This window comes from Sphingopyxis sp. PAMC25046 (assembly GCF_004795895.1).
Taxonomy (GTDB): domain Bacteria; phylum Pseudomonadota; class Alphaproteobacteria; order Sphingomonadales; family Sphingomonadaceae; genus Sphingopyxis.
The window spans coordinates 1069046-1080758 of record NZ_CP039250.1; the positions used below are offsets into that span (position 1 = coordinate 1069046).

12 protein-coding genes and 1 other RNA gene are annotated in these 11713 nt (G+C 65.4%); 4 read left to right on the forward strand and 9 right to left on the reverse strand.

Going from position 1 to position 11713, the window contains the following annotated elements; genetic code table 11:
* The 4 genes from E5675_RS04920 to E5675_RS04935 form a co-directional block, all read right to left on the reverse strand.
* Positions 1 to 681 carry a hypothetical protein gene (locus E5675_RS04920; protein ID WP_136173595.1) on the reverse strand — a complete coding sequence of 227 codons (681 nt, stop codon included), beginning with the start codon at positions 679 to 681 and terminating at the stop codon, positions 1 to 3.
* A 12-nt stretch (positions 682 to 693) separates the two neighbouring features.
* Positions 694 to 1518, reverse strand: a complete 825-nt coding sequence (locus tag E5675_RS04925; RefSeq protein ID WP_136173596.1) for a TPM domain-containing protein — start codon at positions 1516 to 1518, stop codon at positions 694 to 696.
* Positions 1515 to 1922 carry a TPM domain-containing protein gene (locus E5675_RS04930; protein WP_136173597.1) on the reverse strand — a complete coding sequence of 136 codons (408 nt, stop codon included), beginning with the start codon at positions 1920 to 1922 and terminating at the stop codon, positions 1515 to 1517. The genes E5675_RS04925 and E5675_RS04930 overlap by 4 nt, the downstream gene beginning before the upstream one ends.
* Positions 1923 to 2040: 118 nt before the next feature.
* Complete coding sequence (locus E5675_RS04935; RefSeq protein WP_136173598.1) at positions 2041 to 2643, reverse strand: LemA family protein; 603 nt, start codon at positions 2641 to 2643, stop codon at positions 2041 to 2043.
* 117 nt (positions 2644 to 2760) lie between these two features.
* Here E5675_RS04935 and mscL point away from each other — a divergent pair, with 117 nt between their 5' ends.
* The gene (mscL, locus tag E5675_RS04940; protein WP_136173599.1) at positions 2761 to 3183 is read left to right on the forward strand and encodes a large conductance mechanosensitive channel protein MscL; all 423 of its coding nucleotides are present in this window, start codon (positions 2761 to 2763) and stop codon (positions 3181 to 3183) included.
* Between the two features lie 28 nt (positions 3184 to 3211).
* Positions 3212 to 3568, forward strand: a transfer-messenger RNA (tmRNA) gene (gene ssrA, locus E5675_RS04945).
* A 107-nt stretch (positions 3569 to 3675) separates the two neighbouring features.
* Here ssrA and E5675_RS04950 read toward each other — a convergent pair.
* A complete protein-coding gene (locus tag E5675_RS04950; protein WP_247594787.1) occupies positions 3676 to 4524 on the reverse strand; it encodes a BON domain-containing protein in 849 nt (282 codons plus the stop codon).
* A 194-nt stretch (positions 4525 to 4718) separates the two neighbouring features.
* Positions 4719 to 5129: a helix-turn-helix domain-containing protein gene (locus tag E5675_RS04955; protein ID WP_136173601.1), complete on the reverse strand. Its 411-nt coding sequence runs from the start codon at positions 5127 to 5129 to the stop codon at positions 4719 to 4721.
* A gap of 66 nt (positions 5130 to 5195) precedes the next feature.
* Here E5675_RS04955 and E5675_RS04960 point away from each other — a divergent pair, with 66 nt between their 5' ends.
* A complete protein-coding gene (locus tag E5675_RS04960) occupies positions 5196 to 5816 on the forward strand; it encodes a cation transporter (RefSeq protein ID WP_136173602.1) in 621 nt (206 codons plus the stop codon).
* Here E5675_RS04960 and E5675_RS04965 read toward each other — a convergent pair.
* Genes E5675_RS04965 through E5675_RS04975 form a run of 3 tightly spaced genes read right to left on the reverse strand, consistent with a single transcriptional unit; the run spans position 5813 to position 10060 of the window.
* Positions 5813 to 7216 carry an efflux transporter outer membrane subunit gene (locus E5675_RS04965; protein WP_247594788.1) on the reverse strand — a complete coding sequence of 468 codons (1404 nt, stop codon included), beginning with the start codon at positions 7214 to 7216 and terminating at the stop codon, positions 5813 to 5815. The genes E5675_RS04960 and E5675_RS04965 overlap by 4 nt on opposite strands.
* Positions 7213 to 8400: an HlyD family secretion protein gene (locus tag E5675_RS04970; protein ID WP_136173604.1), complete on the reverse strand. Its 1188-nt coding sequence runs from the start codon at positions 8398 to 8400 to the stop codon at positions 7213 to 7215. Before E5675_RS04970 ends, E5675_RS04965 begins: the two co-directional genes overlap by 4 nt.
* A gap of 1 nt (position 8401) precedes the next feature.
* Entirely contained in the window at positions 8402 to 10060 is a 1659-nt protein-coding gene (locus tag E5675_RS04975; protein ID WP_136173605.1) for an MFS transporter, read from the reverse strand.
* A gap of 264 nt (positions 10061 to 10324) precedes the next feature.
* On the opposite strand from E5675_RS04975, the gene E5675_RS04980 reads away from it, so the two are divergent.
* Complete coding sequence (locus E5675_RS04980) at positions 10325 to 11713, forward strand: exopolysaccharide biosynthesis polyprenyl glycosylphosphotransferase (protein WP_136173606.1); 1389 nt, start codon at positions 10325 to 10327, stop codon at positions 11711 to 11713.

The following is an 11713-nucleotide window of genomic DNA, read 5'->3' on the forward strand; positions in this document are numbered from 1 at the left end:
TTAAAGTTCGATAAGGCGGTCGGGGAGTTCGTTCGGATTTTCGCTACCGCGCGGGAAATGTTCGGCGAGCACAACGCCCATCTGGCGCACCGCTTCGGCCATGCCTTCACCCGGCTTGCCCGCGCGCACGCGCTCGATCAGCGCGGCCATCGCGTCGCCCCACACGCCGGACGCGACCTTCGCGGCGATCGCCTCGTCGGCGACGATGTCGGCGCGATGCTCCTTCAGACTCAAATAGAGAAGCACGCCCGTGCGGCCCGTGGTCTTGCCCTCGGTCCCCACCTTGAACAGGTCGATCGCGCGGGCACGCACCCGCTCGGCCTTGATGCTGCGCGGAGTCAGCGCCATGCGCAGCGGCCGCCACAGCAGGATCAGCCACACGCCGATCCATTTGAGCACGCCGAACGCAATCACCATCCCCAGCCATTGGTTGGCCGTGAGCTCATGGCCCCAGCCTCCGGTCAGCCGGTCGTAAAGGCCGCGGTAGAATTCAGGGAAGAGCGCGACGATCGACATGGCGAGGAAGGCGACGATGCTCGCCCAGACGAGCGCGACATCGTCATAGTCATTGGATTTTCCGGCGACGACCGTGACGATCTCGCCGCTCGTTTGCGCCTCGGCCGCTGCGACCGCGGCGGTGACGATATCATGGTCGGCTTCGCTGACATGGCTGACTTTCATAGGTCCCCTCCCTTACCAGCCGCCCGAGGCGCCGCCGCCACCGAAGCTGCCGCCACCGCCCGAGAAACCGCCGAAGCCGCCGCCTCCGAAGCCGCCGCTACCCCATGACGAACCGCCGCCGCCACCGCCCCAATTGCCCCAGTCGTCGTCATCGCCCCAGATGATGATCGGCGCGGCGCCCCACGGCCCGCCCTTGCGCCGTTTCCTGCCGCGCCGCGAGCGGCTCGACAGCCAGGGGATGACGAAAAAGATCAGGATGATGAAACCGATGAAGAAAAGCCCGCCGAAATTGCCGTCGTCGGCGCGGTCGCGTTCTTGCGCTGCGGCCGCCTGCGCGCGAGCGGCAGCTTCCTCGGGCGGCAGCTCGATCTGCTCGGCGATCGCATCGACGCCGGCCTGGATGCCGCCGGGATAATCATCGGCCTTGAATTTGGGAGTGATCGTGTCGCGGATGATCCGCCCCGACATCGCGTCGGTCAGTACGGGTTCGAGGCCGAGGCCGACCGCGATATGCATCCGCCGATCGTCCGGCGCGATCAGAAAAACGACGCCATCGTCACGAGCCTCGTCCCCGATCCCCCATTCGCGGCCAAGCCTATAGCCATAGTCGGCGACGTCGCGACCCTCCAGATCCTTGATCGTCGCGACGACGAACTGGTGTCCGGTCCGCTTCTCGAGTTCGAGAAGCTGCGTATTGAGCGCGGCTTCCTCGGCCGCGGGGATGATATCGGCCTGATCGACGACCGGATTGCCCGCGAGCTTGGGGAAGGTCTGCGCGGTCGCGGGCGCAGCGAGCAATGAGAGGCCCAGTGCCCAGCCGAGCAAAAGCGACCTCATTCGGTATCTCCCGTTTGCGCGGCGATAGCGTCGATGCCGGTCGACAGGCCACCCGCATAATCCTGAATTTCGAACTGCGGAAGCATTTCATGAATGACGGCGAGCGCCTTGTCGTCGGTCAGTATCTTTTCCATTCCCAAGCCAGTTGCGATGCGTATCTGCTGTTCTTTGGGAGCGACAAGAATGACGATACCGTCGTCATGATCCTGCCTGCCGATTTCCCAGCGCTCACCAAGACAGGTTCCGAAATTGTCCACCCGCGCGCCATGCAGGCTGGACGTCGTCGCAATGACCATCTGGTGTTTCGTCCGCATTTCATACCGGGCCAGTCGATCGGACAAGCGCGCTTCCTCCTCGCCGGTCAATATCTCCGCCGCATCGGTTACGCGGCCGGTCATCGCCATCGGTGGGACGCCCTCGCAGGCAACCGTCTCGCTTGCGATAGCTGGCTCCGACGCCGCCTTGCATCCGCTCGCGCCCAGCAGGATCGCGAGCGGAGCGACAAGAGCGACGCGGCGCACCTTATTGCCCGAAGTCGACCTTGGGCGCCTGATTGGCGTTGGGCGTCACCGCGCGATAGGGGGTCATCGCCTCAGCGCCATGGACGATCTTGGCGCCGATGATGTCGGGGAAGGTGCGGATCGTCGTATTATAGTCCTGCACCGCGGCGTTATAGTCCTGCACCGACACGTTGATGCGGTTCTCGGTGCCCTCGAGCTGGGTCATCAGGTCGGCGAAGCGCGCCTGGCTCTTGAGGTCGGGATAGGCTTCGACGGTGACGAGCAGGCGGCCGAGAGCGCTCGACACATTGCCTTGCGCCTGCTGGAAGGCCTGCACCTTGGCGGGATCTTCGAGGTCGTCGGTGCTGAGTTTCACCTGCGTCGCCGACGCGCGCGCCTGGATCACGCCTTCGAGCGTCGACTGTTCGATATTGGCGGCGCCCTTCGCGGTTTCGACAAGATTGGGGATCAGGTCGGCGCGCCGCTGATAGGCGGCTTCGACATTCGCCCACTTCGCTTTCGCGGCCTCTTCCTTGGTGGGGACGCTGTTGATGCCGCAGGCGGACAGGCTCATCGCGGCGACGGGCAGGATCAACCAGCGGGCGTTACGATAGGTCATGGTCATCAGGCTCCCTCCGGCGGCGTTTTGCCGCAACAATACACATAATAGGATCGCGCTTGCCTTTGTGCAATCATCACGGCAGTTTTCACGGCACGGCTCAACAACTCGGGGTACGACAAGATGCTGAATGAATTCAGGGAATTTATCGCGCGAGGCAATGTCATCGACCTCGCCGTCGGCGTCATCATCGGCGGCGCCTTCGCGACGATCACCAAGTCGCTGACCGAGGATATCATCATGCCGGTCGTGGGCGCGATCTTCGGCGGGGTCGATTTTTCGAACATGTTCATCCGCCTTGGTCCGGTGCCGGAGGGCGTGTCGGCGACCGACTATGCGGCGCTCAAAGAGGCCGGGGTCGCGATGTTCGGCTATGGCGCCTTCATCACCGCGACGATCAACTTTCTGATTCTGGCGTGGATCATCTTCCTGCTGGTAAGGGCCGTGAACAGGGTGGTGCGCAAGGAAAAGGCGCCTGACGCGCCGACGGGCCCGACCGAGGTCGAACTGCTGGCAGAAATCCGCGATGAGCTGAAGAAGAAGTAGTTCGCGATCCGCGACGAAACGCCCGCCCGCTCTTCCCAAGCGCGGGCGGGCTTCCTATATGGGTTGTTGCCGGCTTCGGCTGGCTATGAGGATAAATGGTGTCGTGGAATAGACACAGCGGACCCGGGGGCAGTACCCGGCGGCTCCACCACAAACCCGCGTTTCATCGATGGGCGCGCGGGTTTCTGACGGGGCCGAACCAGGATCGACGTGTGTTCAAAGACGATGTTTTCTTCCGGGCTGAGTAACCCGTTCAAGGCTCAAAACTATAAGTGCTAACGATAACGAAGCACTCGCTCTTGCTGCCTAACCGATAAGCCTCACGGCCTAAGGTTAGACAAATAGAACGCGGTTCGGACCGAACCGGGCAACAGAATCGGATACCAGCGGCTGGGGACGAGCCGGGCAACAGAATCGTCCCACCTTTCCCTTATCGTTAACAAGAAAAGGGAGCGGCGAACCGCTCCCTCTCTCTCGCCCTGCGGCGAGCCACTAGCTGCCCTGTGGTGCGAACGACGTGCTGTCGACGCGCAGATTGTTCTGCACATGCTTCACGCCCGTCACATCGTCAGCCAAGTCCTCGGCGCGGCGCTTGGCGCGCTTGCTGTCGACCATGCCATCGAGCGTGACTTCGCCGCCCGAAACGGTAACGCCGATGCGCGACGCATCGACCCAATAATCCTCGGTCAGCCGGTCGTTCACATCCTCGCGAATGCGGTCGTCCGAACGCACATAGTCGGCCGGCCCGCGCCCGCGATGGTCGCGCTCGCGGCGGCGCTGCGCTTCCTCGTCGCCAAACCACGACAGCACTTCGTCGCCTGCGCGCTCGAAGAAGCCGCGTTCGTGATGCCCGCGCGGCGAATAGCCGCCGCGGTCATAGGTTGATCGGCCGAAATCGGCGGCACCATAAGGGATATAGGTCGGCCAGCCATAAGGGTCGGCATATCCCATATAGGACCAGGCCGATTGGCGATCCTCGCGGTCGCGCCAATCGCGATCGCGCGACCCGCGATAGTGGTCCCTGTCGCCGCGCTCGCCATATCGCTGATCGTCGTCCCAATAGCGCCGCGCGCCATAGGTGCGATTCCAGTCGTTTCCGGCATAGTCGCGCGGGCGGTCAGCGCTGTAATGACCGCGCTCGGTGCGTTCGCGTCCGCTGCGGCCATAGTCGCTATGGCGCCGCGTCTCGCGCGGACCGAATCCGGCTTCGGGGTAGCCACCATAGGCGTAACCGCCGTTGTCGTCGCGGCTCGTTTCCCACTCATAAAGCGAACCCGATTGCGTATCGCGATCGCCGGCTTCGTCGCGGCTGCCGCGATCTTTGTTCGTCTGCCTCTCCACTTTCCGTCTCCTCTTTTTCGCTGGGGGAGCGGCTGGCAGGCGCCAAGGGGCCGACGCCCCCAACCTGTGCGATTGACGCATGTGCGGCGTCCGGGTTCCTGCCCATTCGGCAAAGCGAGTGGAAATAGACGCGCGACCTTGATCCATGTTGGTCGCCGCCGTTCCGCGGGGCGACAGGCTCTAGGGTCAGGACCCTAGTGCTGGCTGTCGCAGTGGCTGTGGTCGCCGAGCGCCTCGATCACCCGGCAATCGGCGGCGACCCCACCGCGGCATCGCCCGACGATGCGCGCGAGTTCGTCGCGGAGAAGGGTGAGCTGTGCGATCTTCGCCTCGACCTGCCCCAGATGCGCGGTCGCGATCCGGTCGGCCTCGCCGCAGTCGCGCGCCGGATTGTCCGACAGGTCGAGAAGCGACCGGATTTCCTCGATAGTGAAGCCCAGCTCGCGCGAATGGCGCACGAAGCTCAACCGCGACCGGTGCGCCTCGCCATAGCTGCGATAATTGGCTGCGGTGCGGGCGGGTGCGGGGAGCAGACCGATGCGCTCATAATAGCGGATGGTTTCGATGTTTGTGCCGGTGGCACGCGATAGCTCGCCGATCTTCATCGCTTGACCCTGTAGTTGCTACAGGGTGCATATAGTAGGCCGACTCGAGAATGTCAGGAGATTTCGATGGCCGATCAATGCTGTGCCGGCAAAAGCGGCAAGACCGCGCTGAACGACCCCAAATGGCGGCGCGTCCTGTGGTTCGCGCTGCTGGTCAATGCCGCCATGTTCGGCGTCGAGATCGTCGCGGGCGTCGCCGCGGATTCGCGTGCGCTGCAGGCCGACGCGCTCGATTTTCTGGGCGACAGCGCCAATTATGCGATCAGTCTGGGCGTCGCGGGCATGGCGCTCGCCTGGCGTGCCCGCGCCGCATTGCTGAAGGCGGCAACGATGCTCGCCTTCGGGCTTTGGGTTTTCGGATCAGCGGCCTGGGGCTTCCTCGCCGGTTCGGCGCCGCATGCCGAAACGATGGGGGTGATCGGCGCACTGGCGCTCGTTGCCAATGTCGCGGTCGCGCTGATGCTCTATCGCTACCGGACGGGCGACGCGAACATGCGCTCGGTTTGGATATGCTCGCGCAACGACGCGATCGGCAATATCGCGGTGATGGGCGCGGCGCTCGGCGTATTCGGCACCGGGCGCAACTGGCCCGACCTCGCCGTTGCGACGATCATGGCCGGGCTCGCAATCTGGGGCAGCCTCGAGGTGTTCCGGCAGGCGCGGGGCGAACTCGCGGCCGAAGTCTAGGGTTCGGGGGCGCAAGGCACGTCCGGCGCTCCGCAGGGCGCCCATCCGCCGCCCATCGCCTGAAACAGCTGGACGCGCGCGGTAAGCGCGTCGGCGCGCAGCTGGATCAACGACAGTTCGGCACCGAGCAGCCCGCGCTGCGCGTCGAGCTGTTCGAGATAGGGCGAATAGCCTTCGCGAAAGCGGTTGGTCGCAAGGCGCAGTCCTTCGGCCAGCGCCTCGCGCTGCGACTGCGCGAAATTGATCTGCTCGTCGATTCGCCTGACCGCCGCGAGCGCATCCTCGACCTCGCGGAACGCGGCCAGCGCGGTGCGGCGATAGGCGAAGGCCGCTTGGTCGCGCTGAGCCCCCGCAGCGTCGGCCTGCGCGGTCAACCGCCCGCCCTGAAAGATCGGGGCAAGAATGCTGCCGCCGACCGACCAGATCGTGATCGGATCGCCGAGCAGCGTCGAAAACGCCGCACCCGCCGCCGAGGTGAGGCGCACTTGCGGCAGGAAACGCTTGCGCGCCGCCGCCAGATTCTTGTCCGACGCGGCGAGCTGGTATTCGGCCTGCGCAACGTCGGGCCGGCGGCGCAGCAGTTCCGACGGCAGGTCGCCGGGTATCGCGGGTACGGCCAGACGATCGAGCGCGATGCCGCGAGCGATCGTCCTGGGCGTATCGCCGACCAGCAGGCTCAGCGCGCCTTCGGTACGCGCGATTGCCAGCTCGATCTGCGGGACGATCTGCGCGGTCGCGTCATATTCGGCCTGCGACTGTTCGAGTTCGAGTTTTGGCGAATAGCCCGATCCGACGCGCGATTTCGCGATGCGCAGCGATTCGGAGCGCGCGCGCACCGTCTCGCGCGCAACCTCCAGCCGCGCGTCGAGGCTGCGCAGCACGACATAATTGCTCGCCACCGCCGCGGCGACCGAGAGCCGCACCGCGTCGCGTGCCGCTTCGCTCGCGAAAAAGGCATCGCGCGCGGCCGATTGCTGATCGGCGAGGCGGCCGAACAGATCGACTTCATACGCGATCTGGATCTGCGGCTGGGCGAAGCTCTGTTCGGCCGGCTGGCCAAAGGCGTTCACCGACCGCGAGCGCCCGGCGCCGAGCGTCGCATCGATCGCTGGAAGGGTCTGCGATCGCGCGAGCGCGGCATTGGCGCGCGCCTCGCGTACGCGCGCCGCGGCGATTCCGACGTCGCTGTTGTGGGCGAGCGCTTTCTCGACCAGCGCCGCGAGCGCCGGGTCGCCGAACGATTGCCACCAGTCGCCTTGCAGCGGGGCGCCGGTGCCCGCATCGGTTCGCCATGCGGGCGGAGGCGTCACCGGTGCGACCTCGGTGAGCGCGATGTTCGGTCCGGCGCAGGCGCTTAGCGTTCCAGCGAGCACGGCTGTCGTGAGAGGCGCTATCCTCACTGCCGCGATCCGCGGCTCGTGTCGACGCGTACCTCGACCGACATGCCCGGACGCAGCCTGTTCGCCGCTGGCTGCCCCTTGTCGATCGCGATCCGCACCGCGATGCGCTGCGCAACCTTGACGAAATTGCCGGTGGCATTGTCGGCCTTCAACACCGCGAATTCGGAGCCCGCCGCCGGCGCCAGGTTTTCTATCCGCCCGGTGAGTTCGGTACCCCCCAGCGCATCGACGCTGAATCGCGCCCGCTGGCCGATCGCCATATCGCCCGTCTGCGCTTCCTTGAAGTTGGCGATCACCCAGACATTGTGCGGGACGACCGACAGCAATTGCGTGCCCGCCGTGACATAAGCGCCCCGCCGCACGCCGATTTCGGAGAGCTGACCATCGGCGGGTGCGCGAATAACCGTATTGTCGAGGTCGATCTGCGCCAGACGAAGCTGTGCCTTCGCGGAGGCGACGGCGGCTTCGAGGCCGGCGCGGCCGACGACGACGGTGCGCACATCCTGCGTCCCGATCGCGCGGCTGGCGCGCGCCTGCTGCAGCGAGGCCTGCGCGGCGAGCAGCGCGGCGCGGGTCTGGTCGAACTCGCGGGTCGAAATCGAACCATCGGCGACGAGGGTTCGCGCGCGACGCATATCGGCCTCGGCGCGGGCGAGCTGCGCCTGCGCATTCGCGATGCCCGCATTCTGGCTGTCGGTCGCGACCTCGCGCGAACGCTGCGCCTGTGCCGAATTGGCGAGCGACGCTTCCTGCGCCGCGACATTCGCTTCGGCTTGCGCGACGCGTGCGCGATAGATGCGGTCGTCGATCGTGGCGAGGACCTGCCCCGCCTTGACCTCGGCGAAATCCTGCACCGGAACGCTGGTTACATAGCCGCTGACTTGCGGGCTGATGATCGTCACGCGGCCGCGCACATAGGCATTGTCGGTCCTTTCGGACCCGCTACCGAACGGCGGGAGTTCCCATGCGAAGAGGATCGCGAGGATGGCGAGCAGTGCGATCGCGACGATAAGGATCACGGTCGTGCGCGTCTTATCGGGCGGGCGCCACGACGATGGCGGCGCATCGACCTGCGGATCGGCAACGGGCTCCGCCGGGGAAGGCGCGGCGCGCGCCGCCGGTCCCGCCGCGGGGGGCGGGCTTGCCGCTTCGAGTTCGGGCGCCTTCGCCTGTTCGTCGCTCATCTCATTGCCCCTGTTGCGCCTGAGCCTGCAGCCGCTGTACCAACAATAACACCGGTGACGGCTCGTTCCGCCGCCGGATCGCCCGCGTGATCATGAAGCCCCAGATCGTCGTCAGGATCGCGAGCACGCCGACGAGCAGGAACACGTCGTTATAGGCAAGGATATTCGCCTCGCGCGTCACCTGCCGGCTGAGCAGCGCGGTCCCCTCGGTGCTGCGCAGCGCGGGGTCGCCTACCGTTCCGGCGACGACGCGGCTGCCCGCGCCGAGCCGCGCCGCGACCAGAGGGTCGCTCGCGACGATATTCTGGACGAGTTCGTGCGAATGATATTTCTCGCGGACGGTCTGGAATGTGCCGAGCAGCGTGCTGCCGGCAAGGCCGCCGATGCTCTGGCTCATGCTGAAAATCACGACGAAGCTGATGAAATTCTTGCCACCCGCGAGCAGGGTGCGCGCGATGCCGATCACCATCGCCTGCGCGAGGAAGAGCAGCGAGGCGAAACCGATCAGCGCCTGGCTCAAATGGAATTGGCTCGGCCGCGTGAGGTTGGTCGCCTGCGCATCCATGAAGGATCCGATGACGATCAGGACAACCGCGATGAGGATCGGCCGCGTAAGGTTGTCGGGGCGAAAGGTCAGCACGGCGGTCGCGAGGCCCGCGATCGAGGCGAAGACGACGATGAGGTTCAGCGTCACCATCTGGTCGTTGATCAGGCCGACGGTATTAAGGAAGCCGATCGATCCGAACGCCTGTTCGGACAGCAGGATGCGCACCGACGCCGCCACCGCGATCAGCCGCAGCATCTCGCGCGTGCCGAGCCAGCGCGTGTTGAGGAGCGGGTTCCGGCGATGATGTTCGACCAGGATCGCGGCGGCGATCAGCGCGACGCTCGCCGCGAGCGACCAGCCGATCCACGGCCGTTCGGTCCACCACTGGATCCGGCCCTGCGAAAGCACCGCGATGAGCAACCACAGGCCGGGCGCAAAGAGCGCGAAGGTCAGGAAGTCGAGCGGTTCGAACACTTTCTCGCGCTCGCTCGGCGGCAGCGGCTGCGTCCAAACCGTGGCGAGCGTTGCGAGCGCAAGCCCGAATTCGAACCAGTAAAGCTGGTGCCAGTCGCCCCATTCGAGCAGTCCGGGCGAGAGCACGCGCGCGAGCGGCGTCGCGATCTGCGGAATGCAGATGCCGATCATTACCGCGGCGAGCCGCTTGGGCGCGGGGAGCGCCTGGAAGAAATAGAGGATGGTCAGCGTCGAGAGGCCGCTCGCCGCGATACCGCTCATCGCGCGAACCGCGACCGAGGTCCAGAAATCGTGGATGAAGAGGTGCATAAGCGTCGTCACCGCATAAGCGACGAGCGTATAGCGGATGAAAGGCTGGAGCCCGAATTGCTGGCGATATTTCACCAGAAGCAGGTTCGCGGTGACGTTGGTCATGAAGTAGGCGGCGGTCAGCCAGGCGGCCTCGTCGCTGTTGAGTCCCAGCGTGCCCTGCGCGAAATTCAGGTTCACCGTGACGAGCGCGTTGCCGAGCCCGCCGGTGATCCCGATCAGGCAGCCGATGAGGAAATAGCGAATCCGGCGGCGGCTTGGGTGATCGGGGTTGGCGGGCGAGCCCGGCAATGTCGGACGTTCGTGCGGCTTGAAGATATAGTCCGCCATAATCCTAGGTCCCGCCGGCGGTCGTCGTGGCACCCAACAGGCTGCGGCGAGTCGGATCGATGGACATGCTGTTTTCCTTAATCCATTGCGCGCGCGCTGACAGCCTATTCGCACGGCCAACGATACCTAAACCTGTGACCAGACGTCTTTCACACGGATCGTCCTGTATCCAGCACAAGCCCGCGCTGTCTGCTTGTGTTTCCAGCCCCTCCGGACATGTTGCATCGCAACAAGATTATGTGAATTCAGGGAGTCTCCCATCCCATGACCAAGATCGACCTGGCGCTTCAGGGCGTGCCCGTCCGGACACCGATTGCAAAAGCGGCGCGCCGCGACGCCAAGATATGGCTCTGCCTCGGCCTGATGGGGCTGGACGCGGTAGCGCTGATGGCGGGTTTTGCGGTGACGCTGATAATCGAAGCGCCGCGGAGCATTTCGGAGGGTTTGCTGACGGCGATGCTCGGCGCGCTGCTCGTTCACGCGGCGATCGCATTCCAGAACCAGGCGTATAACCCGCGCTGCCTGACCAGGCCGATCAAGAGCTGCCGCCAGACGATGCTCTCGTTCGCGACCACCTTGCTCGTCTTCCTCCTCGCAGCCTTCTCGCTGCGCGTAACCGGCGATGTCCCGCGCTTCGCGCTCGGCATGGGCATGGTGACCGCGCTGATACTGCTTGTCGCGCAGCGGTTGCTCGTCTGCCATGCCGTGCGCCGTGTCTTCGGCGAGATGACGGCCGAACTGGTGATCGTCGACGGCGCGAACCTGCCGCCATCCTATCTGAAGCGCGATATCATCGACGCGCGCGCGTCGGGGCTTCGCACCGATCTCGACGACCCGTACATGCTGGATCGGCTCGGTACGGTCCTGCAGGATTACGACCGGGTGACGATCGTTTGCGCGCCCGAGCGGAAGGTCGAATGGGCGCGCGCGCTGAAGGGCGTGAACATCCTCGGCGAGATCGTGATGCCCGAGATCGCCGAACTCGGGCCGCTCACCACGCGGCAATCGGGCGGGGTAACGACGCTGGTGGTGTCGTGGGGGCCGCTCAACCGCGCCAACCGGGTCAAGAAGCGCGCGCTCGACCTCGCGGTGACGATCCCGGCGCTGTTCGTGCTGGCGCCCTTTCTGATGCTGGTCGCGATCGCGATCAAACTCGATTCGCCGGGACCGGTGTTTTTCCGGCAGGAGCGGATGGGGCGCGGCAACCGCATTTTCCGGATCCTCAAATTCCGCAGCATGCGCGTCGAGGCGACCGACGCCAACGGCGCGCGCTCGGCGAGCCGCGACGACGACCGGATCACGCGCGTCGGCAAATTCATCCGGGCGACGAGCATCGACGAGCTGCCGCAGCTGATCAACGTGCTGTCGGGCGAGATGAGCCTCGTCGGGCCGCGCCCGCACGCGCTCGGATCGACCGCGGGGAACGAACTGTTCTGGCGCGTCGACCGGCAATATTGGCATCGCCACGCGCTCAAGCCCGGCATCACCGGACTCGCCCAGATCCGCGGTTTTCGCGGCGCGACCAATACGAAGCGCGATATCGTCAACCGGCTGGGAGCCGACCTTGAATATCAGCACGGCTGGTCGCTGCTGCGCGACGTTTCGATCCTGGTGCGCACGGTGCAGGTGCTGATCCACCGCAACGCCTATTGA